The sequence below is a fragment of the Nonomuraea sp. NPDC048892 genome, from assembly GCF_040649735.1.
Taxonomy (GTDB): domain Bacteria; phylum Actinomycetota; class Actinomycetes; order Streptosporangiales; family Streptosporangiaceae; genus Nonomuraea; species Nonomuraea maheshkhaliensis.
Genome location: NZ_JBEZFZ010000016.1, coordinates 207,220 through 228,514 on the forward strand (window position 1 = coordinate 207,220; position 21,295 = coordinate 228,514).

General features: G+C 70.7%; 22 protein-coding genes and 1 tRNA gene. 15 read left to right on the plus strand and 8 right to left on the minus strand.

Features of this window, described 5'->3' with window-relative positions:
* Positions 1-26: 26 nt before the first annotated feature.
* Positions 27-1,211 (minus strand): amidohydrolase, encoded by a 1,185-nt coding sequence (locus AB0C28_RS38840; protein ID WP_358080396.1) that lies wholly within the window; start codon positions 1,209-1,211, stop codon positions 27-29.
* 156 nt (positions 1,212-1,367) lie between these two features.
* On the minus strand, positions 1,368-1,802 hold the full coding sequence (locus AB0C28_RS38845) for an RpiB/LacA/LacB family sugar-phosphate isomerase (RefSeq protein WP_357847970.1): 435 nt from the start codon (positions 1,800-1,802) through the stop codon (positions 1,368-1,370).
* Between the two features lie 75 nt (positions 1,803-1,877).
* Between AB0C28_RS38845 and AB0C28_RS38850 the strand changes: the two genes are divergently transcribed.
* Genes AB0C28_RS38850 through AB0C28_RS38880 form a run of 7 tightly spaced genes read left to right on the plus strand, consistent with a single transcriptional unit; the run spans position 1,878 to position 9,651 of the window.
* The gene (locus AB0C28_RS38850; RefSeq protein ID WP_357847969.1) at positions 1,878-2,948 is read left to right on the plus strand and encodes a DUF917 domain-containing protein; all 1,071 of its coding nucleotides are present in this window, start codon (positions 1,878-1,880) and stop codon (positions 2,946-2,948) included.
* Positions 2,941-4,488, plus strand: a complete 1,548-nt coding sequence (locus tag AB0C28_RS38855) for a hydantoinase/oxoprolinase family protein (RefSeq protein WP_357847967.1) — start codon at positions 2,941-2,943, stop codon at positions 4,486-4,488. Before AB0C28_RS38850 ends, AB0C28_RS38855 begins: the two co-directional genes overlap by 8 nt.
* A gap of 22 nt (positions 4,489-4,510) precedes the next feature.
* A complete protein-coding gene (locus tag AB0C28_RS38860) occupies positions 4,511-6,121 on the plus strand; it encodes an ABC transporter substrate-binding protein (protein WP_358080397.1) in 1,611 nt (536 codons plus the stop codon).
* A gap of 2 nt (positions 6,122-6,123) precedes the next feature.
* Entirely contained in the window at positions 6,124-7,140 is a 1,017-nt protein-coding gene (locus AB0C28_RS38865; protein ID WP_357847963.1) for an ABC transporter permease, read from the plus strand.
* Positions 7,137-8,003 (plus strand): ABC transporter permease, encoded by an 867-nt coding sequence (locus AB0C28_RS38870; protein WP_358080398.1) that lies wholly within the window; start codon positions 7,137-7,139, stop codon positions 8,001-8,003. Before AB0C28_RS38865 ends, AB0C28_RS38870 begins: the two co-directional genes overlap by 4 nt.
* Positions 8,000-8,749, plus strand: a complete 750-nt coding sequence (locus tag AB0C28_RS38875) for an ATP-binding cassette domain-containing protein (protein WP_358080399.1) — start codon at positions 8,000-8,002, stop codon at positions 8,747-8,749. Before AB0C28_RS38870 ends, AB0C28_RS38875 begins: the two co-directional genes overlap by 4 nt.
* 2 nt (positions 8,750-8,751) lie before the next feature.
* The gene (locus tag AB0C28_RS38880) at positions 8,752-9,651 is read left to right on the plus strand and encodes an ABC transporter ATP-binding protein (RefSeq protein WP_358080407.1); all 900 of its coding nucleotides are present in this window, start codon (positions 8,752-8,754) and stop codon (positions 9,649-9,651) included.
* On the opposite strand, the gene AB0C28_RS38885 is transcribed toward AB0C28_RS38880, so the two are convergent.
* Positions 9,644-10,111 (minus strand): MarR family transcriptional regulator, encoded by a 468-nt coding sequence (locus AB0C28_RS38885; RefSeq protein WP_357847959.1) that lies wholly within the window; start codon positions 10,109-10,111, stop codon positions 9,644-9,646. The genes AB0C28_RS38880 and AB0C28_RS38885 overlap by 8 nt on opposite strands.
* Positions 10,112-10,184: 73 nt before the next feature.
* Here AB0C28_RS38885 and AB0C28_RS38890 point away from each other — a divergent pair, with 73 nt between their 5' ends.
* Positions 10,185-11,615, plus strand: coding sequence for an MFS transporter (locus AB0C28_RS38890; RefSeq protein WP_358080400.1), 1,431 nt, complete (start codon positions 10,185-10,187; stop codon positions 11,613-11,615).
* On the opposite strand, the gene AB0C28_RS38895 is transcribed toward AB0C28_RS38890, so the two are convergent.
* Positions 11,593-11,949, minus strand: a complete 357-nt coding sequence (locus tag AB0C28_RS38895; protein ID WP_106249159.1) for a DUF742 domain-containing protein — start codon at positions 11,947-11,949, stop codon at positions 11,593-11,595. The genes AB0C28_RS38890 and AB0C28_RS38895 overlap by 23 nt on opposite strands.
* Positions 11,942-13,813, minus strand: coding sequence for a nitrate- and nitrite sensing domain-containing protein (locus tag AB0C28_RS38900; RefSeq protein WP_357847955.1), 1,872 nt, complete (start codon positions 13,811-13,813; stop codon positions 11,942-11,944). The genes AB0C28_RS38895 and AB0C28_RS38900 overlap by 8 nt, the downstream gene beginning before the upstream one ends.
* 196 nt (positions 13,814-14,009) lie before the next feature.
* Between AB0C28_RS38900 and AB0C28_RS38905 the strand changes: the two genes are divergently transcribed.
* Complete coding sequence (locus AB0C28_RS38905; protein ID WP_357847953.1) at positions 14,010-15,596, plus strand: ABC transporter substrate-binding protein; 1,587 nt, start codon at positions 14,010-14,012, stop codon at positions 15,594-15,596.
* Here the strand turns inward: AB0C28_RS38905 and AB0C28_RS38910 are convergent.
* Entirely contained in the window at positions 15,572-15,751 is a 180-nt protein-coding gene (locus AB0C28_RS38910) for a hypothetical protein (protein WP_346112229.1), read from the minus strand. The genes AB0C28_RS38905 and AB0C28_RS38910 overlap by 25 nt on opposite strands.
* A 21-nt stretch (positions 15,752-15,772) precedes the next feature.
* Between AB0C28_RS38910 and AB0C28_RS38915 the strand changes: the two genes are divergently transcribed.
* From AB0C28_RS38915 to AB0C28_RS38930, 4 genes are all read left to right on the plus strand, one after another.
* Positions 15,773-16,405 (plus strand): hypothetical protein, encoded by a 633-nt coding sequence (locus AB0C28_RS38915; protein ID WP_346112224.1) that lies wholly within the window; start codon positions 15,773-15,775, stop codon positions 16,403-16,405.
* Between the two features lie 13 nt (positions 16,406-16,418).
* Complete coding sequence (locus tag AB0C28_RS38920; protein WP_358080401.1) at positions 16,419-17,390, plus strand: inositol-3-phosphate synthase; 972 nt, start codon at positions 16,419-16,421, stop codon at positions 17,388-17,390.
* 176 nt (positions 17,391-17,566) lie between these two features.
* A complete protein-coding gene (locus AB0C28_RS38925) occupies positions 17,567-18,364 on the plus strand; it encodes an exodeoxyribonuclease III (protein ID WP_358080402.1) in 798 nt (265 codons plus the stop codon).
* Positions 18,365-18,455: 91 nt separating this feature from the next.
* A complete protein-coding gene (locus tag AB0C28_RS38930; RefSeq protein WP_357847947.1) occupies positions 18,456-18,689 on the plus strand; it encodes a hypothetical protein in 234 nt (77 codons plus the stop codon).
* Positions 18,690-18,775: 86 nt separating this feature from the next.
* Here AB0C28_RS38930 and AB0C28_RS38935 read toward each other — a convergent pair whose 3' ends face one another.
* Together AB0C28_RS38935 and AB0C28_RS38940 are read right to left on the minus strand one after the other, a co-directional pair.
* A complete protein-coding gene (locus AB0C28_RS38935; protein WP_357847945.1) occupies positions 18,776-19,717 on the minus strand; it encodes a cobalamin biosynthesis protein in 942 nt (313 codons plus the stop codon).
* Entirely contained in the window at positions 19,701-20,552 is an 852-nt protein-coding gene (locus tag AB0C28_RS38940; protein WP_357847943.1) for an aminoglycoside phosphotransferase family protein, read from the minus strand. The genes AB0C28_RS38935 and AB0C28_RS38940 overlap by 17 nt, the downstream gene beginning before the upstream one ends.
* Positions 20,553-20,757: 205 nt before the next feature.
* On the opposite strand from AB0C28_RS38940, the gene AB0C28_RS38945 reads away from it, so the two are divergent.
* A complete protein-coding gene (locus AB0C28_RS38945; RefSeq protein ID WP_358080403.1) occupies positions 20,758-21,051 on the plus strand; it encodes a hypothetical protein in 294 nt (97 codons plus the stop codon).
* Between the two features lie 71 nt (positions 21,052-21,122).
* Positions 21,123-21,196: transfer RNA gene (locus tag AB0C28_RS38950), tRNA-Arg, on the plus strand.
* The last annotated feature ends 99 nt before the right edge of the window (positions 21,197-21,295 follow it).

A 21,295-nucleotide genomic window follows, 5' to 3' on the forward strand; every position in this document is an offset into this window, starting at 1 on the left:
TGCCTGCCTTTCGATGGTCCCGCCGGTCAATTGTGCAGGACGACGCCGTCCTTCATGACCAGAGTGCGCGCAGGGTGAACGACCACCGCCTCCGCCGGGCTCCCGCAGGGGAGCACGACAAGGTCGGCCCGGTCGCCGGGGGATAGGCCGTAGCCCTCCAGCCCGAGCGCCCGCGCCCCGCCGTGGGTGGCCGCCTCCAGCGCCAGCTCGATGTCGTGGTCTGCGCGGAACGTGCTGCGGTAGGCGACGTGCATCGCCCGTTCGAGCATGTCGCCGCTGCCGTACGGCCCCCACAGGTCGCGGATGCCGTCGTGGCCGCAGGCCACGGTGACCCCGGCGGCCCGCAGCTTCTTCACCGGCGGCACGGGGAAGCTGTAGACGGCGGCGGTCACGATCGCCACCCCCGCCCGCGCCAGCCCCTCGGCCAGGCGGTCCTGGTGGGCCTCGTCGAGCTGGCCCAGCGCGTAGGCGTGGCTGACCGCCACCCGGCCGCCCAGCCCGAGCGCCGCGGTGCGTTCGATGATCAGCTCCAGCTCCCACGCGCCGAGCGTGCCGCCGTCGTGCAGGTGGAGGTCGAGGTGGGTGCCGTAGCGCCCGGCCAGGCCGAAGATCAGGTCGAGGTGGCGGACCGGGTCGCGGTCGATGCCCGCCGGGTCGAGCCCGCCCACCGCCTCCACCCCGCTCTTCAGCGCCTCTTCGAGCAGCTCGGCCGTGCCCGGGTTGGTGAGCAGGCCGTGTTGCGGGAAGGCCACCTGGCGCACCTCGACGAGGGAGCCCGCCGCGGCCTCGCGCACGGCCTCCACGCCGCGTAAACCCACTTCGGGGTCGATGTCGGTGTGGGTGCGGACGTGGGTGGTGCCGGCCGCGCTCATGGCGGCCAGCAGCGCGGCGATCCGCTCCACGCTCGGCACGCCCAGCTCGGCGCGGCGGCGCAGGTCGTTGCCGATGCGGCCGGCGAGTGTGTCGTCGGCGGAGTGGGGCACCCACGGGCCGCCGTAGAGGGTCTTGTCGAGGTGGCAGTGCGCCTCGACCAGGCCGGGCAGGACGAGCTGCCCGGAGACGTCGACCACCGTGGCCCCGGGCGCGTCGAGAGCCGGCGCCACCTGGTCGATGCGCCCGTCGCGCACCAGGATGTCGAGCGGAACGCCGGGGGCGGCGGGCCGCCACGGAAGCCCGCCACGCAACAGCACACTGGGCAGCACGTCGGTCATGCCCAGCACCCTAAAGGGCGGGACCGACGATTTCGCTGGCTCTGCTGTGACGGTCTTGGATACCTTTCCGCCCTCTGAGGCTCCTCATGGGAGTACGCCGGTACGCCGAACCCGGCCATGGCACCAAGCGGCACGAAGCCAGCGCCGCTTCACCCATCAGATGTCGTCGAGGTGGGAGACGTTGGCCACGTCGGCGGGGTCGGCGCTCGGCCGGCCGCCGAACCAGGCGTCCAGGATCTCCTTCAGCACCACCTCGGACGTGAGCCGCAGGCTGAGCGCCAGCACGTTGGCGTCGTTCCATCTGCGGGCGCCGTCGGCGGTGTAGGCGTCGACGCAGAGCGCCGCCCGCACCCCGCGCACCTTGTTCGCCGCGATCGACGCGCCGGTGCCGGTCCAGCAGCAGACGACCGCCTGCTCGGCTCGCCCCTCGCTCACGTCTCTCGCGGCCAGTTCGCAGGCCCACGCCCAGTCGTCGCGTTCGCCGTCGTTGAGCGCGCCGTGGGTGACGACTTCGTGCCCGCGCTCGCGCAGCTCCGACACCACCAGCTCGGCCACGCCGTCCTTGCCGTCGGCGGCCACCGATATCCGCATCTGCCCATACTCGCACGTACGCGGACTGGCGCGGGTGGGGCGGTATGTGCTTGGTTGTGGCGTCATATGAGTCTTATGAGTATTGACGCGAATGACATCGCGGCGCTCGCCCGGGGATGTGCCGTTCTGGGCACGGGCGGCGGGGGAGACGTGCGCACGGGTTCGCTGGCGGCGGTACGGGCCATCAGGGAGCACGGTCCTGTGCCGCTGACCCGATTGGCCGACCTGGACGACGACGCCCTGGTCGTGCCGCTGTCCGGCATCGGGGCCCCGACCGTCAGCCACGAGATGATCCACGGCGAGGACGAGCCCAGGCGCATCGTCGAGGAGATCGAGCGGATCTTCGGCCGCCGGCCGAGCGCGATCATGTCCTCCGAGATCGGCGGCGCCAACGGGGTCGCGCCCGTGGCCTGGGCCGCCCAGCTCGGGGTGCCGCTGCTCGACGCCGACGGCATGGGCCGGGCGTTCCCCGAGGTCCAGATGGTCTCGATGTACGTGGCGGGGCTTCCCGCCGACCTCGTGGTGATGTCGGACGTCGCGGGCAACGTGGTGACGATCCGCCCGGTGGACGGGCTCTGGTCGGAGCGCCTGGCCCGCGCCGTCTGCGTGGCGGCCGGCTCGCACGCGCTGATGGCCGACTACGTGCTCACCGCCGGACGGGCCAGGGGCGCGGTCATCGAGGGTACGGTCACCCGCGCGCTGGAGATCGGCCGGGCCACGCAGGGCGCGGCCGACCCGCTCCAAGCGCTCCAGGACCGCCTCGGCGCCGCCCGGCTGATCACCGGCAAGCTGACCGACGTGGAACGCCGCACCACGGGCGGATTCGTCCGGGGCACGGCCACGATCGAGGGCACGGGCGACGACCGGGGCCGCCGGCTCGCGCTGGAGCTGCAGAACGAGAACCTGGTCGCCCAAGAGGACGGCCGGACGCTGGCCATGGTCCCCGACCTGATCACCGTGGTGGACACCGAGACCGCCGCCGCCGTCCAGACGGAGGGCCTGCGCTACGGCCAGCGCGTCACGGTGCTCGCCTGGCCCTGCGACCCGCTCTGGCGCACGCCCAAGGGGCTGGAGACGGCCGGGCCCGCGGCCTTCGGATACGACCTGGACTACGTACCCGTCGAGGAGCTGATGGCGCGTGCCTGACCTGCGGATAGGGATCGACGTCGGCGGGACCAACACCGACGCGGTGGTGCTCGGGCCGGACGGCCAGGTGCTCGCCAAGGCCAAGCGGCCCACCACGCCCGAGGTGACCGACGGGCTGCGCGCGGCCCTGGACGCCGTACTGGAGCAGGTCCAGGACCGGGCCGGCGTGACACGTGTCATGCTGGGCACCACGCACGCCACGAACGCGATCCTGGAGCGGCGCGGGCTGGGTCGGGTCGCGGTGCTGCGGCTCGGCGCGCCCGCCACCACCTCCGTGCCCCCGCTCTCCGACTGGCCCGACGACCTGCGCAAGGTGGTCTCGGCCGGTGAGGCGATCGTGCCCGGTGGCCACTACGTGGACGGCAGGGAGATCAGCCCGCTGGACCTGGACGCCGTACGCCGTTTCCTCGACGGCGTGCAGGCTGACGCGGTGGCGGTCACCAGCGTGTTCAGCCCGGCCGACGACGGGCACGAGCGGGCCGTCGCGGACCTGGTCCGCGCCGAGTACGGCCTGCCGGTCTCGGTGAGCCACGAGATCGGCTCGCTAGGCCTGCTCGAACGCGAGAACGCGACCGTGCTGAACGCCGCCCTGTACGGCGTCGCCGCCCACGTCACCGACGCCCTGGTCACGGCCCTGGCCGAACGAGGACTCGGGGCGCGGCCGTACCTGGCCCAGAACGACGGCACGCTCATGACACTGGAGCACGCCGCCCGCCTGCCCGTCTCCACGATCGGCTCAGGCCCGGCGAACTCGCTGCGCGGCGCCGCCTACCTGTCCGGCGTGCCGGACGCGATCGTGGTGGACGTGGGCGGCACGAGCACCGACCTCGGTGTGCTGATGGGCGGCTTCCCGAGGGAGTCGGCGGCGGCGGTCGAGATCGGCGGCGTGCTGACCAACTTCCGCATGCCCGACATCCTGGCCATCGCCCTCGGCGGCGGCACCGTGGCGCGGAGCGGGGGCGTCGGGCCCGACTCCGTCGGCTACCGGATCGGGCGCGAGTCGCTGGTCTTCGGCGGGACGACGGCGACGATGACGGACGCGGCGGTGGCGGCGGGCCGCGTCCCGGCGGGCGCTGAGGGGTGGCGCGAGCGGCTCGAATCTGACATGTCGGAAGGAATCGCCGACATCCTGCAAAGGGCGCTGGCGGTCGCCGACGACATGGTGGCCGACGCCGTGGACCGCATGTCGCTCGGCCGGAGTGACCGTCCGCTGGTGGCGGTGGGGGGCGGGGCGTTCCTGCTGCCCGATCACATCACCGGGGCGAGCACGGTGATCCGCCCCGAGCACGCGGAGGTGGCCAACGCCGTGGGGGCCGCCATCGCGCTCGCGAGCGGCAGAGTGGATACGATCTTGCCAGCGGGAGATAGCAGGACAGAAGCGATCGAAAGCGTCAAGGAGGAGGCGCGGGCCCGAGCCGTGGCGGCCGGGGCCGACCCCTCAGGAGTCGAGATCGTGGACCTTCTCGAGGTGCCGCTGAGCTACCTCTCCGAGCCCGCCGTGCGGGTACACGTCAAAGCAGCCGGACCCCTCGCCCGGTGACCCACCGAAAGGATCCCCCACCATGCGCTGGCACAAGCGTCTGCTCGTCGCCGGGGTAGCCGGTCTCATGGCCCTGACCGCGTCCGCGTGCGCGGGCGGCCAGGTACGCGGCGCCGGCGGCACACCCCAGCCGCAGACGAGCGGCAGCGGCAGCCCGGCCGGCGGGCAGGCCAACGACAGCACCTTCGTCTACGCGCCCAACCACGACGTGGTCACCGACTGGGACCCGGCCACCTCCTACTCCAACGAGATCATCGCCCTGTCGAACATCTACGAGGGCCTGACCAGGTACGACTCCGAGACCCACGAGGCCGCGCCGCGCCTTGCCACCGAGTGGACCTCGGCCAAGGACGGCAAGGAGTGGACGTTCAAGCTGCGGCAGGGCGTGAAGTTCCACTCCGGCGCCACGTTCGACGCCACGGCCGCGAAGAAGGCCATCGAGCGGACGATCGACAAGAAGGGCGGCGCCGCCTACATCTGGGACCCGGTCGACAAGATCGAGGCGGTGGACGCGAGCACGCTGAAGTTCACCTTGAAGTACGCCGCCCCGCTCGACCTGGTCGCCGCCTCCGGCTACGCCGCCTGGATCTACGACGTGGACGCCGTGGACGCCGACGGCAAGAAGACCGCCGGCACGGGGCCGTACACGATCGACACTTGGCAGAAGGGCAAGGAGACCGAGCTCACGCTGAAGGCGTTCGAGGACTACTGGGGCGGCTGGAAGCCGGCGCAGTACAAGAAGGTCGCCTTCCGCGTCACGCCCGAGATCACCACCGCCTGGCAACTGCTGCAGAAGGGCGAGGTGAACTTCGTCGAGCGGCTGAACCCGCAGCTCTTCGAGCAGGCGCAGACCACGGAGTCGGTGCGCACGGCCGAGTCGCCGTCGTTCCAGAACCTGCTGGTGCTGTTCAACACGGCCGCGGGCCCGACGGAGGACGTCAAGGTCAGGCAGGCGCTGCAACTGGCCATCGACTACGACGGCCTGGCGGCGGCGCTTGAGGGCGCAGGCCAGAAGGCCAGCGGCCTGGTGCCGCAGGGCCTGGTCGGCCACGTCAGCGGGATGGAGCCCAAGCAGGACCTGGCCAAGGCGCAGGCGCTGCTGGCCGAGGCGGGCTACGGGCCCGACCTCAAGGAGCTCAAGCTGAGCCTCACGTACGGCATCGGTGACGAGGACCAGAAGCTGCTGGTCACGCTGCTCAGCTCGACGCTCAGCAAGCTGAACGTGACCCTCCAGGCCAAGCCGATGAACTGGAGCGCGCAGTGGGACCTGGGCAAGAAGGGCGGCCAGGACGTCTTCGTCATGTACTGGTACCCGGACTATCCGGACGCCTACTCCTGGTTCCTCAACGTGTTCAAGAGCGCCGACAAGCCGCAGTTCAACCTCTCCTACCTGAAGAACGCTGAGATCGACGCGACCATCGACAAGCTCCCCGAGCTGACGGCCACGGACCGGATGGCGGCCGTGGAGGAGTACGAGACGCTGCAGCAGAAGATCATCCAGGAGCAGGCCGCGGTGGCCGTGCCCTACGTGCAGAAATACCAGCGCGCCCTCTCCTCTGACGTCCAGGGCTACAAGGACAACGCCGCCTATCCCAACGTCGTCTTCTTCTACGACCTGACCCGCGCCTCCTGACGATGCTGCGCTATCTGGCCCGCCGCCTCGGCCAGGCCCTCCTGGTCGTGGCCGGCGTGGTCGTGCTCACGTTCGCGGTGATGCGGCTCGTGCCCGGCGATCCCGCGGTGGCCTTCGCCGGGCCGAAGGCCACGCCCGAGCAGCTGGCCGAGGCCCGCGCGCGGTTCGGGCTCGACGATCCGCTGCCGGCGCAGCTGCTCACGTACGTGCGCGACCTGATGACCGGCGACTGGGGCGTCAGCCTGCGCACGCGGCAGCCCGTGCGGGACGACCTCTACCTCGCCTTTCCCGCCTCGCTCGAACTCGTCGGTACGGCGCTGCTCATCGCGGTTGTTCTGGGCATTCCGCTCGGCGTACTCGCCGCCCGCTATAAGACGAAATTTCCGGACTTTGGGGTGCGGTTCGGGAGCATGCTGGCCGTCTCCGTCCCGGTCTTCTGGCTGGCCCTGGCCCTCCAGACGATCTTCGCCAGCAACCTCGGCTGGTTCCCCATCGCCGGCGAGTACGACTCCGCGCTCGACACCACCAGCCCGCTCACCCTCTGGACGAACATCACCGTCGTCGACGCCCTCATCACCGGAAACTGGCCCATCTTCACCAGCACCCTCGAACACCTGGTGCTGCCCGCCCTGGTCGTGGCCGCCTATCCCACCGGCGTCATCGCGCAGATGACCAGGGCCGCTCTCATCGAGGAGTCAGGGCAGGACCACGCCAGGCTGGAGCGCGCGCTGGGCTTCGGTGAGACGTCGATTCTGACCAGGTTCGCGCTGCGACCGGCGCTCGGTCCCGTGCTGTCGCTGATCGCGCTCGTCTTCGCGTACGCGATCGTCAACGGCTTCCTCGTCGAGGCCGTCTTCAACTGGCCGGGCCTGGGCCGCTACGCCGCCGAGTCCATCCGCTCGCTGGACACCCCGGCCATCGCGGGCGTCACCCTGCTGGTCGCCCTGGTGTACGTCCTGGCCAACCTGGTCGTGGACATCCTCCAGGGCTTCGTCGACCCCCGGGCCAGGACACGATGACCACGGAGACACAGACACAGGAGACACAGCCGCTGCGCCGCACGCTGCCGCGGATCCCCGACCGGTTCGCCGCGTTCGGGGCGGTGCTCATCGTGGTCGTCGTGCTGGCGGCGGTGCTCGCGCCATGGCTGGCGCCGTACCCGGTGGACGACCCGAGGCCGCTGGAGCGGCTGCTGCCCCCGAGCGGCGCGCACTGGTTCGGCACCGACCAGGTCGGCCGCGACGTGCTCACGAGGATCCTGTACGGCGGGCGCACCTCGCTGTTCATCGCCGTGGCCGTGCTGGCCGTCTCGGCGATGGCCGGGGTGACGCTCGGCGTGGTAGCCGGGTACGCGGGCGGCTGGATCAGGGACGTGATCATGCGCGTCACGGACGTCTTCCTGGCCTTCCCCGCGCTGCTGCTCTCCCTGGCCCTGGCGGTCGTGCTGCAGCCCGGCGTGAACACCGTGATCCTGGCCATCGCGGTGACCTGGTGGCCCTGGTACACGCGGCTGGCCGCCTCCATGGCCGCCTCGATCGCCACCCGCCCCTACGTGGACGCGGCCCGCTGCCTCGGCGTGCCCGCGCCGCTGATCATCCTGCGCCACGTGCTGCCCAACTCGCTCACGCCGGTGCTGGTGCAGCTCTCGCTGGACGCGGGCGGGGTGATCCTGACCTCGGCGGCGCTGTCGTACCTGGGGCTCGGCGCGCAGGAGCCGACGGCCGAATGGGGGCTGATGGTGCAGCAGGGACAGACGCTGTTCACCACGAACTGGTGGGTGGTGACCTTCCCTGGGCTGGCGATCCTGGTGACGGCGTTCGCGTTCAACGTGCTCGGCGAGGGGCTGCGCAACGCGCTCGACCCGCGAAGGGCGGTCAAGTGACAGGGCACCTGATCGAGGCACGCGACCTGCGCGTCAGTTACGGCCGGCGGGTGGTGGCCGACGTGCCGCGGCTCGACGTGGGCGCGGGCGAGTGCGTGGCGATCGTGGGGGAGAGCGGCTCGGGCAAGTCCACGACGCTGCTCTCGCTGCTCGGCCTCACCCAAAATGCCGAAGTATCGGGACAAGTACGGGTGTGCGGGGTGGACGTGCTCACGGCCGCCCCGCGCGCGCTGCGCGAGCTCAGGGGCGCGCGGGCGGCGCTGGTGATGCAGTCGCCGCACGCCGCGCTCAGCCCCGCCACCCGCCTCGGCGTCCTGATGCGCCGCGCGCTCAAGCTGCACGGCGTCAAGGACGTGGCCGGCACCATGGCGCGGGCCATGGACGCGGTCCTGCTCGACCGCGAGCTGCTGCGCCGCTATCCGCACGAGGTCTCCGGCGGCCAGGCCCAGCGCTTCGCCATCGCGCTGGCCATCGCCCTGGGCGCCGAGGTCATCCTGGCCGACGAGCCCACCAGCGCGCTGGACGTGACCGTACAGGCCGAGGTGGTCGGCGTGCTGCGCCGGCTGCGGGCAGAACGGGACCTCGCGCTGCTACTGGTCTCCCATGACCTGGCCCTCGTCTCGACGATCGCCGATCGGGTGCTGGTCATGAAGGACGGCGCGGTGGTGGAGTCGGGCCCCGCCGCCCAGGTGCTGGCCGAGCCGTCCCACCCCTACACCCGCGAACTGCTGGAGGCGCTGCCGTGACCATGCCCAGGGCTGAGCTCAGTGCCGAGCCGAGGGCCGAGCTCAGGGCCGAGCGGGTGACGCTCGGGTACGGCCGCCGCCCGGTGGTGCACGACGTGAGCATCGACATCACCGAGGGCGGCGTGGGGCTGATCGGGGAGAGCGGCTCGGGCAAGACGACGCTGGCGCGCGCGTTTCTGGGCCTCCTGAGCCCCATCTCCGGAAATATCTGGTACGGCGACCAAACACTGAAAAAAGCGGACATGAGGAAGTTTCGGAAGGACGTCCAGCCCGTCTTCCAGGCCGAGGCCCTCGACCCCCGGATGCGCGTCGGCACCTCCATCGCCGAGGCCCTCCCGCGCGCCGCCCGCTCCCGCGTCCCCGACCTGCTCGAACAGGTCGGCCTCGATCCCGCCCTGGCCGTCCGCCGCCCCCACGAGCTCTCCGGCGGCCAGCGCCAGCGCGTGGTGATCGCCCGCGCCCTGGCCGTCGGCCCACGCCTGCTCATCCTCGACGAGCCCACCAGCGCGCACGACGTCACCGTCCAGGCCAGGGTGCTCGACCTGCTGGCCTCCCTGGAGACCGAGCGCCTGCTGATCACGCACAACCTGGCCGTGGTGGAACGGCTCTGCCGCACCTCCCACGTGCTCTTCGCGGGCCGCGTCGTCGAGTCGGGCCCCACGTCCGACCTGCTGGCGAACCCGGCCCACCCCTACACCAGGGCCCTGCGCGACGCCGTACCGAAGCTGGGCGGGGACCCGCCCGAGGCCAAGGGCAGGACCGAGGCCGTCCCCGCGGCCACCGGCTGCCCGTTCCGGCTGCGCTGCCCGCTGGCCGCGCCCGAGTGCGAGGTGGCGCCCAAGCCGAGGGACGTCCAGGGACGTCAGGTGGCCTGCCACCGTGCGGAGGACGTCCTCACCTGATCACCTGACGGGCCTTCAGGTGGTCCTGGAGGTCGTCGGCCAGTTTGCTCATCAGCCGGCTCAGCTCGGCCCGATCCGCGCCGGACCAGCCGGCCACGGCGGCGCCCAGCCAGTCGTTGGTCACCCGGCGGCACCGGTCCGCCGCCACGGCGCCCTCGTCCGTGAGCGTGATGCGCCAGGCCCGGCCGTCGTCGGGGTCGCGTACCCGCTCGACCAGGCCGCGCTGCTCCAGCGCGGCGACGTGCCGCGTCACGTGCGGGCTCTCCACCTGGAGGCTGTCGGCGATCGCTCCGACCCTGCGCGGCTCGCCGGCCTCCAGCAGGTTGACGAGGATCTGGACGTCCGGCCGGTCCAGCCGGACGCCCGCCGCCTCGGTCAGCCGCTCATGCGTCTTGCCGCGGTTGAGCATGGTGACGAGCCGGCGAAAGGCGCTCACCGTCGTCTGCAGATCCTCGTCCATCCGCTTGCTTACCTAACTTACGTATGTATTATCGGTTCTCGATTACTTACCTAAGTTATCCAAAGGAGCCGTCATGGCGACAGTCGTCGTGCCCGCAGCACGTGAGACGTTGAAGAGAAATCCCTGGCCCGCGGTGGTCGCGCTGTCCGTCGCGGCCTCCATCGCCGCCATGCAGAACACCGCCGTGGTGCCGTTGCTTCCCGTGCTGCAACGGGAGCTGAACACCTCCTTGACCGCCGTGAGCTGGACGCTCACGGTGAGCCTGCTGGTCGGCGCGGTGTCCACGCCGCTGCTCTCCCGCTTCGGCGACATGTACGGCAGGCGCCGCATGATCCTCGGCGCCCTGGCGTTCCTGGTGGCCGGCTCGGTCATGGCGGCCATGGCCACCTCGTTGCCCTGGCTGATCGTGGCCCGGGTGTTGCAAGGCTCTGTGGCCGCGCTCGTCCCCTTGTCCATCGGAGTGGTCCGCGACGCGCTGCCGCGCGCGCAGTTCGCGACCGGCGTCGGCGTGCTCAGCGCGACGATGGGCTTCGGCAGCGGCGGCGGCATGATCCTGGCCGGGCTCGCCGACGGGGACTTCCACCTGGTCTTCTGGATCATCGGCGGCTTCTCGCTGGCCGCCGGCATCGTCGTGGCCTTCCTCGTCCGTGACGCGGCCCCGCCCGTCAAGGGCCGCCCCGACCTGTTCGGGGCCGCGCTGCTCGCCGCCTGGCTGGTGGCGCTGCTGCTGGGGATCAGCGAGGGCGGCTCATGGGGCTGGACCTCGCCCGGCGTGCTCGGGCTGTTCGGCGCGGCGGTCGTGCTCGCGGCCGGATGGGTGGCGGTCGAGCTGAAGGTGGCCGAGCCGCTGGTGGACATGGCGATGCTGGTGCACAGGGGCACGGTCGGCGCGACGGTGTCCTCGATGCTGCTCGGGTTCTCCTTCTTCACCCTGCTGACCGGCATGTCCAGCTTCGCCCAGGCTCCCGTGGGCTTCTCGGCCACGACCCTGCAGGTCGGGCTCTACCTGCTGCCGAGCACGCTGTTCATGCTGGTGATCTCGCTGTTCGCGGGCCGGCTGATGCGCCGGCTGCCCGCCGCGTCCATGGTGGCGACGGGCTCACTGGTCACGGGGCTGGCCGCGCTGTGGCTGATCTTCGAGAACGACAGCCCTTGGCACCTGTACGCGGCCTCCTCGCTCATGGGCGTCGGCCTCGGCGTCGGATACGCGGCCCTGGGCACCATGGCCGTCGAGCACGTGGACCAGGGCAAGACGGCCCTGGCCTCCGGGGTGAACGCTCTGGTGCGCATCGTGGGCGGCAGCACGGCGGGTGCGGTGATCGCCGCCATCCTGGCGGCGCGGCCGGGCGCCGGCGGCTACCAGTGGGTCTTCGGGGCAGCCGCCGGGGCTGGCGTCTTGGCCGCGCTCTTCGCGGCCGGGTTCGGATATCTCAACCGCGGGGCCGTCACGGGACCTGTCACTGGGCCCGTCACAGGGCCCGTCACAGGGCCTTCAGCCCGCTGATCACTTCCAGCAGCACCTTGGCGTCGGGGGCGGGCGGCGGCAGCTCGACCTGGACGAGCTGCTGCGCGTGCAGGTCACCGACCAGCACGCGGACCACCCCGATGGGCAGGTTCAGCTCGGCCGCCACGTCCACCAGCCGCGTGGGCTGGGTGCACTTCTGCAGGATGATCAGATGCTCGGGGTCGAGGCCGCGCGGCGGCGCCAGGCCGCCGGCGGTGATGATCACCGCGATGAGGTCGATGGCCTCGCTCGCGGGCACCGTCCGGCCCCTGGTCAGCAGGTAGGCCGGAACGATGGGACCGGCGTCCTCGTCCAGCCAGCGTTCTTCAGTCACTTCGCACCACCCGCATGGGGCGCTCGGACTCCTGCTGAGCCGCCCTCGGGGCCTCGTCCTCTGGCTCTGCCACGTGCTCTTCCGGGATCAACACGATCGCGGTGGTCCCTCCATATGGTGAACCGCGCAACGTCACGCGGATGTCATGCCTGGCGGCCAGGCGGGAAACGACGAAAAGGCCGAGCCTGTCGCTGTCGGCCAGGTCGAACTCCGGCGGGCTGGCCAGCCGCTCGTTGTACTCGGCCAGCTGCTCCTCGCTCATCCCGAACCCGCGGTCCTCGACCTCGAAGGCGAAGCCCCGGGCCGCCGCGTCGCCGCGGACGAAGACCGAGGTGTGCGCGGGGGAGTAGACGGTGGCGTTCTCGATCAGCTCGGCGATGAGGTGGATCACGTCACCGACCACGGGGCCGGCCAGACGCTGGCCGGACATGGGCTCGACGACGACCCGCTGGTAGTCCTCCACCTCGGCCGCCGCGCCGCGGGCCACGTCGAGCAGCGGCACGGGACGGCTCCAGCCGCGTCCCGGCGTCGCGCCCGACAGGATGATCAGGCCCTCCGCGTGCCGGCGCATGCGGGTGGTGAGGTGGTCGAGCTTGAACAGGTCGTCCAGCTGGCCCGGGTCGGTGGCCCGGTGCTGCATGTCGGCGAGCTGGATGCGCTGGCGGTGCAGCAGCGTCTGGCTGCGCCTGGCCAGGTTCCTGAAGACGTGGCCGACGCCCTCGCTGAGCTGCGCCTGGCCGACCGCGGCCTCGACGGCGGTCTGCTGGACGGTGGAGAAGGCCTTGCCCACGTCGTCGATCTCGACCGTGGTGCTGGTGAGCGACACCTCGGGCACTTCGACGGTCTCGCCCTTGCGCAGCTTGGCGACCACGTGCGGCAGCCGTTCCTGGGCCACCTCCAGGGCGGCCAGCCGGAGCGTCCCGAGCTCCTCGGACAGCCGGTTGCCCATGCGCAGCGAGAACCCGATCGACACGATCACCAGCGCCAGGGCCGTGCCCGCGAGCAGGAACGCCCGCGACAGCACCTCATCGGCCACCGGCTCCGCGCGCTCGTTCAGCGTCGTGCTGGCCCGCAGCTGGGCCTCCTGGAACGACCTGGCCAGGCCTTCGGTGGTGGACAGCCAGCCCTGCGGCGTGCCGCCGGCGATAATCTGGTCCTCCATCATCCGCAGCCGCTGATACGCGGGGGAGGTGATGAGGACGACCTGGGGGTCGCGCAGGGCCGGGTCGAGCTCGCCGAGGCTCTGGTCCACCAGGAAGCGCCGGTTGCCCGTGATCTGGGTGAACAGCCTGCGCTCGGCTCTGGTCACCGTGCCGAGCCCGAGCGCCTGCTCCCTGGTCAGCAGCTCCTTGGCGTAACTCATGTCGATGGTCACGCGGGACTGCTCGTAGATCGGGATGTCGTCGATCATGGCCACCCGCCGGTGCAGGCCGAACAGCGTGTCGATGATCGCGTTGTAGGCCTCCACGGTGTGCAGACGGTCGGACAAGCCCGTGTCGATCTCACCTCGGACCGCGTCGAGCCTGTCTATCTGCGTGTACACCGCGTCCACCTGTGTGCGGATCTCTTCTGATCTGTCCTTGGACTTGACGGAAAGCTGCTTGAAGGCGTCCCGGGCGGCGTCGGTGCGAAGGCGCTGCGCCGCCACGGCGGGCTTGTCGGCACTGTTGCGCAGGAACCTGGCCGAGATCAGGCGCTCGCGCTGGATCTCGGTGATCACTTTGTACGCGGGAAGGCGCAGGTTCGTCCAGACGGTCTTGTACTGACGCAGCTCCAAGCTCTCGCTCGCGGTGACGGCGGTGATGACCCCCCACAACACCACCATGGAGGCCAGTGGCACCAGTAGTAGTCCGATGATCTTCATCCGGATCGTTCGGCTACGACCCATGGCACCTCACTCCGGTTGGTCCCAAGCTGGCAACCCCGGACGGGACAAGCCCCGAGGATAGCAATTGGATCACCAGAATGCCCAATTTTTCGGGACTTTTGGACACACGAGTCCCTCTGGCCTCGATCTTGGAGTAGGTTTCCCGGGTACATCGGCGACAGAGGGAGATGCGTTGCGCCGGCGAGTCTCAACGGCCCCCGCGTCCGTCCTGGTGTCGATCCTGGCGGCGATGCTGCTCGCGGCCTGCTCATCGCCGACCGAGGTGCGCCAGGCCCCGGTCGGTGAGTCGCCCTTCGTCTACGTCAAGAACACCGACATCATCACCGAGTGGGACCCCGCCCGCTCCTACTCGAACGAGATCATCGCCTTCCAGAACGTCTACGAGACCCTCACGCTCTGGAACCCGGTCACCAAGAAGTCGGCGCCCCGCCTGGCCACCGGATGGCGCTCCACGGCCGACGGCAGGAGCTGGACCTTCACCCTGCGCTCCGGCGTGACGTTCCACACCGGCAACCCGCTGGACGCCGAGGCGGTCAAGGCCTCGATCGAGCGGACGATGCGCGCCAAGACCGGCGCCTCCTACATCTGGGACGCCGTCTCGTCCATCCGGGTCGAGGGGCCGCTGACGGTGACGTTCGCGCTGAAGTACCCCGTTCCGCTGGACCTGGTGGCCTCCGCCGGGTACGCGGCCTACATCTACGACACCAAGGCGGCCCCCGACCTCGGCAAGTGGCTCGCGCAGGGCAGGGACGCCGGGTCGGGTCCTTACACGGTGGCGAAGTGGAACAAGGGCAAGGAGGACGAGCTCACGCTCAAGGCGTACGACGGGTACTGGGGCGGGTGGAACGAGCGGCCGCACTACAACACGGTCAAGTACCGGGTCGTGCCCGACCCCGAACGGGCGTACCGGATGTTGCAGCGCGGCGAGGCGAGCTTCACGGACCGGCTCGACCCGAAGCTGTTCGCCCAGGCCGGCGCCGCGCCCGGCATCCGCACCTCCGACCGGCCCTCGTTCACCACGGCCATGATGCTGTTCAACACCGCCACCGGCCCCATGAAGGACATCAGGTTGCGCAAGGCGGTGCAGTACGCCATCGACTACCGCGGCATCGTCAAGGCGCTCAAGGGCTCCGTGACGCCGGCCAGCGGCGTCATCCCGGAAGGGCTGCTCGGCCACGTGCCGGGACGGGTGCCCGAGCAGGACCTGGAGAGCGCCACCCGGCTGCTGCAGGAGGCCGGCTACGGCCCCGGCGGCGCGCCGCTGCGGCTCCGGATGACCTACGGCGAGGGCGAGGCCGACGAGGAGGTGCTGGCCAAGCGGCTACGCGCGGCGCTGCGCCCGCTCAACGTCACCCTCAAGGCCGAGGGCATGCACTGGAACGCGCAGTGGGAGCGGGGCAAGAAGCGCGGCCAGGACATCTTCGTCATGTACTGGTGGCCCGACTACGCCGACGGCTACTCCTACTTCGGCCAGGTCTTCCGCGCCGCGAACCCGCCCGAGTTCAACCTGACCTACCTCAACGACCACCGCCTCGACGCCATGCTCGACACGGTGCCCGAGCTGACGGTGACCGACAAGCCCGCGGCGCAGCGGGTGTACGAGCAGGCCACGGCACGCGTGCTCGACGAGCGGGCCGCCGCCGCGCTGCCCTGGGTGGTCAAGTCACGGCGGGCGTTCCTGGGCGGCATCCAGGGATATGACGACAACCCGGCCTATCCGGACGTCGTCTTCGTCTACGACCTCAAGCCGTCGGGCTGAGAACCTTCCGCCGGGCTCTCCACCCGCTCCCGCAACCGGGCCCTGATCTCTTCGGGCGTGTACGCGCGCCGGCGCCGTTCGGCCCGCGCGATGACCACGCCCGTCGCCGCCACACCCATGATTCCCGCCAGACCGAGCATCTTCCACCAGCGCATGTTGCCTAGGCTAGCCCTGTGCTGACTCTCGACGAAGCCGTCAAGGTGACCAGAACCGGCGATCTGTGGGTCTTCCGCGGGCGTTCCGTGCCCGACCGCGCCATCCAGACGATGACCAACAGCCCGGTCAACCACGTCGGCATGGCCATCGTGATCGAGGACCTGCCGCCCATGATGTGGCACGCCGAACTGGGCAAGTCTCTGCTCGACCTGTGGTCGGGCACCCACCATCGCGGCGTGCAGCTGCACGACCTGCGCGCGGCGGTCACGACGTGGGCCGACCGCTACGACCAGCGCGCCTGGCTGCGCCAGCTGGAGCCGGAGGCCACGCAGGAGATGGAGGACGCCGCCCTGCGCACGGTCGCCCGGCTCGACGGCACCCCGTTCCCCTCCACCGCCAGGCTGGCCGCCCGCTGGGCCAGGGGGCGCGTGCCGCGCCGTACGCGCAAGGACGAGACGCTGGAGCGCGCCTACTGCGCCGAGGTGGTGGCCGTCACCTACGAGGAGATGGGCCTGCTGCCCGCCGGGCGCCGCCCCAACTGGTACGACCCCGGCAGGTTCTGGAGCGGCGACGACCTCGACCTGCTCCTCGGCCGCAGACTCGGCAACGAGATCACGGTCGGGGTCGAGCTGGAGCGCGCCCGCCGCCCCTGATCCAATACAGGGCATGACTAGCGTGAACGTCGCCGTGATCGGCGTGGGCAACTGCGTCTCCTCCCTGGTCCAGGGCGTCGAGCACTACCGCGACGGCGACGCCCCCGGCCTGCCGAACCCCGCCTGCGCCGGCTACGCCGTCTCCCAGGTCCGCTTCACCGCCGCCTTCGACGTGGGCGCCGCCAAGCTCGGCCGTGACCTGTCGGAGGCCATCTGGGCCGAGCCGAACAACGCCAGGAGGTTCGCCGGCGTGCCGCCTCTCGGCGTGCCCGTCGCCGAGGGCATCCTGGCCGACGGCGTGGGCCCCGGCTCGGCCGGACTGATCGATCCGCGCGGCGGCGCCACGCCGGGTGAGGTCGCCGCCCACCTCAGGCGGACCGGCAGCCACGTCGTGCTGAACTTCCTGCCCACCGGCGCGCAGCGGGCCACCGAGCTGTACGCGGCGGCCGCCGTCGAGGCCGGATGCGCGTTCGTGAACTGCATGCCGGCCGTGCTCGCCCGTTCGCCGGAATGGCGCGCCCGTTTCGCCGCGGCCGGGCTGCCGCTGGTGGGCGACGACCTGAAGAGCTCGTTCGGCGCGACGCTGGTGCACCGGGCGCTGGTCGAGGCCCTGACGGCGAGCGGAGTCCACCTCACCGCCGGCCACCAGCTGCTGGCCGGCGGCAACATGGACTTCGTCAACCTGGAGGACGCCGAGCGGATGAAGAGCAAGAAGGCCACCAAGTCCACCGGTGCCGGGACGCCCACCCACGTCAGCGCTCAATACCTGCCCTTCATGGACGATCGCAAGGTCGCCTACATCCGGCTGGACGGCGTGGGCTTCGGCGCCTCCCCGCTGGAGCTGGAGCTGCGCATGGTCGTCGAGGACTCGCCCAGCGCCGCGGGCAACGCCCTGGACGCCGCGCGGCACGCCAAGGCCGCCCTCGACCAGGGCGTCGGCGGCCTGCTCGAAGAGGTCTCCCTGGCGCTGATGAAGGCGGTCTGACGCACTGGGGTCGGGTCGGGATGGACATCCGCGTGCTCGGCCCCGTCGACGTGCTCGAAGACGGAGCCAGGATCCCGGTCGTCCGCCGGTCGTCCGCTTGAGCCGCCTGGCGGCCGACAGCCCCTCAGCGCGGGGTGGCTCCCATGCGCAGGCCGGGCCGGTGGCAGGCTAGGGAAATGCGCCTGGCTACCTGGAACGTGAACTCGGTCAAGGCACGGCTGCCCCGCCTGCTCGAATGGCTCGCCGAGGCCCGGCCCGACATCGTGTGCCTCCAGGAGACCAAGTGCGCCGCCGAGGCGTTCCCCGCGGCGGAGGTGGGCGAGCTGGGCTACACCGCCGCCGCCCACGGCGACGGACGCTGGAACGGCGTCGCGCTCCTGTCCAGAGCCGGGCTGACGGACGTCACGCTCGGCTTCCCCGGCGAACCCGGCTTCGGCGAGCTCGACAGCACCGGCGCCGCCCGCCCCGAAGCCCGGGCCATCGGCGCGACCTGCGGCGGGATCCGGGTGTGGTCCCTGTACGCGCCCAACGGCCGTACTGTCGACTCGCCCCACTACGCGTACAAACTCGCCTGGTTCGCCGCCCTGCGCGACGCCCTCGCCCCCGAGCTGGCCGCCGGGCCGCTGGTGGCCTGCGGCGACTACAACGTGGCGCCGACGGACGCCGACGTGTGGGACCCCGCCCTGTTCGCAGGCTCCACCCACGTCACGCCCCCCGAACGGCGGGCCCTGGCCGAGCTGCGCGACCTCGGCCTGACGGACGTGGTGCCGACACCGATGAAAGGCCCGCATCCCTACACGTACTGGGACTATCGGGCCGGGATGTTCCATCAGAACAAGGGCATGCGCATCGACCTGGTGTACGCGAGCGCGGACGTGGCCGGGCAGGTGCGGTCGGCGTACGTCGACCGTGAGGCCCGCAAGGGGAAAGGCCCGTCCGATCACGCGCCGATCGTGGTCGACCTCGAGCGATAAAGGCAATTACAAACCGCTGTCGGCCGAGTATTCTGTGTTCTCATATCTTTCGGGGGGATTAGCAGATCAAGGACCACGAGGGGGGATCTCCGTGGAACCTGCCGATGGACGCGTCATTCTCTTCATTCTCATCGGGCTCGCCGTCTTCGCCCTGGGGCGGCGCTTCCAGAACATGATCATCATGCGTCAGGTCTGGAAGCAGAGCGCCAAGCAGGTGACGGCCAGAAAGGTCGTCGCGCACAATGCGGCGAAGTCGATGATCGGAATCACGGTCATAGCGCTGTTCGTGATCTGGCTCACCCTCAACCTCAACCGCATCATGTGAGCCGCGCCGGCAGGGCTGACAGTGGTGGTGAAGAAACGGCGCCATGGGGGGACCGTTTCACGGACGTGCGGGCAGCGCCCGGGCCGTCAGCCCGTCGGTGACCTCCGACGGAGGGCCCAGGCGGTGACCACGGCCACCCCGGCCGCCGCCAACCCCACCGCCCGCGTCAACCGCACGGCGCGCCGGATGTCCCTGACCGCCGGCCTGGGGCCGTCCCCCATCGTCGGCCGCTCCTCCACCCTGCCCGCGTACACGTTCGTCCCGCCCAACCGCACCCCGAGCGCGCCGGCGAACGCGGCCTCGCACCGCCCCGCGTTCGGGCTGGGATGCCGGTGCCCGTCCCGGCGCAGCACGGCTCGCGCCTGCCCGGGATCAGGCCCGGTCAGCACGGTGAGCGCCCCGGTGAGCCGGGCCGGCACGTAGTTCGCGACGTCGTCGAGCCGGGCGGCGGCCCAGCCGAACCGCTCGTACCTGGGGGAGTGATGCCCGATCATGGCGTCCAGCGTGTTGATCGCCCGGTACGCCAGCAACCCAGGCACCCCCGCCACGGCCCCCCAGAACAGCGGCGCCACGACGGCGTCCGAGGTGTTCTCGGCCAGCGACTCGACCGTAGCCCGCGCCACCTCGGCCGCGTCCAGCCGGCTGGGGTCACGGCCGCACAGGTGGGGGAGCCGGGCCCTGGCGCGTTCCAGATCGGCACCCTCAAGCGCATCGGCCAGGTAGTCGCCCTCCCGGGCGAGCGTCGTGCCCCCGAGCACCGCCCAGGTCGCGACAGCGGTCACGGCCGTACGCACGACCCGATTGGGCGCGTACCGCATCGCCACCACACCCAGCGCAGCCGAACCACCAACACACACGGCGACGTGCAACACACCCCGGGCCCGATCGTCCTTGTACAGGGATGCTTCCAGCTTCGCCGCGCCCCGCCCGAACAACGCAACGGGATGGACGGAACTACGCGGATCGGCGATCAGCCGGTCGAGGGCAACGCCGAGGGCGAGCCCCAGAGGGTCATACCAGATGGGCATGAAGCTCATCTTCGTGCACATCCAGCCATGCGGCCGCCCGCCGGATCCGCGCCCCGGCGCCACCCGCCCACATCTTCGCCCAGTTCCCTCCGGCCGTGGCGCGGGTGCGCATGACGGCGTACGAACGATGAAACCGCAGCCTGGCCAGGCTGAGCAGCCGCCGCCGCTCACGAGCAGAAACCCCGTAAACGTCACAGAACAACCGCAACCGCGCACCCACATCAACCGTACGCAGCAGCGGAGCCCGATCAACGGGATCAGCAATGGGCGCCCAATGCCGCAGAGTCGTGACGATGTCGAACAGCCGCGTAGTAGGCCGAGCCAAATCAAAGTCAATCATCGCGTACGGCCCACCACCCGCCGCCGCCAGGGAGCCCGAGCCCGAAGAGGACGCGGACTCGAACGAGGTCCGGGCCGGGGCCGAGGCCCGAAAAATCACATTATCCGGCGTTAAATCACAATGCCCGATCACTTCCGGCGCCGCATCATCATTAGACCCCCCTTCCCACCCCTCCATCGTGAGCGGAAACCCGGCCGTAGCATCATGGAACCGCCGCACCAGCAGCGCCAGCCCCGCCAACGCCTCATCACTCACACTCTCAACCCGCAACCCGGTCGTACCGGGCAGATAGGTGAGAATCTCCCGACCGAGCCCATCCATCCCCACAACCCGCGGGGCGCCGTCGAACCCGGCCGCTTCCAGGTGTCTGAGCAGGGCGTGCACGGCGGGCGTCGACGTACTGGCCGGTCTGCGCACGGTGTCACCGACGCGCACCACCCCGTCTGTCACGTCCCCGCCCTGCAGGGGAATCTCATGCAGGAGCGTCGCGACCATGGCGAAATAGCTTAGACCCATTCGCCCCGCGTCCGCCCAGCCTTTTCCAACCCTCCCCGTCGCCCCCGCGCCCTTGCCAGCCTGGCGCTTCACGCCGCTCCCGCTGCCACCGGCAACGTTCCTAATGACCCAGCTCTGCGGTCTGGTCGCCACGCCGAGCATGACGCCGACGGCGAAGCCGAGGACAAGGCGGCGGTGCCGGCCGATGCGGTCCGAAACCGACTACGCCACCCACCGCCACCACCACGCCGACGTCAGCCTCTCAGCCGGCTCAGCCCTGATCGCCCACAGCCTCCTGGACGGAACCGCCATCGGCGCCGCCCACCAGACGGACACGCCCCTGACCGTCACCGTGACGATAGGAGTAGTCGCTCACGACTTCACGGACGGCTTCCACCCGTACAAGATCATCTCCTTCTACGGCAACGCCCGCCACCGCGCCCACCCTCGACGTCCTGGCCCCGTAAGGTGCTGGGGACGCTGTTCATGTGGGGTGTGACCGGCCTGACAGACTGACACGACGAAAACATGTACGTGACATGTCGCCGGATCATGCACAATAAGGCGGGAGCGCCCTTAGCTCAGCTGGATAGAGCATCGGACTTCTAATCCGACGGTCGCAGGTTCGAATCCTGCAGGGCGCGCGTTTGTGATGTCTCAGGACATCGGAAACCCTCGAACCTACGGGTTCGGGGGTTTCGTCTTGCTGGGGTTTGCCTGAGGTTGGTAATCGCGGCTGGGGT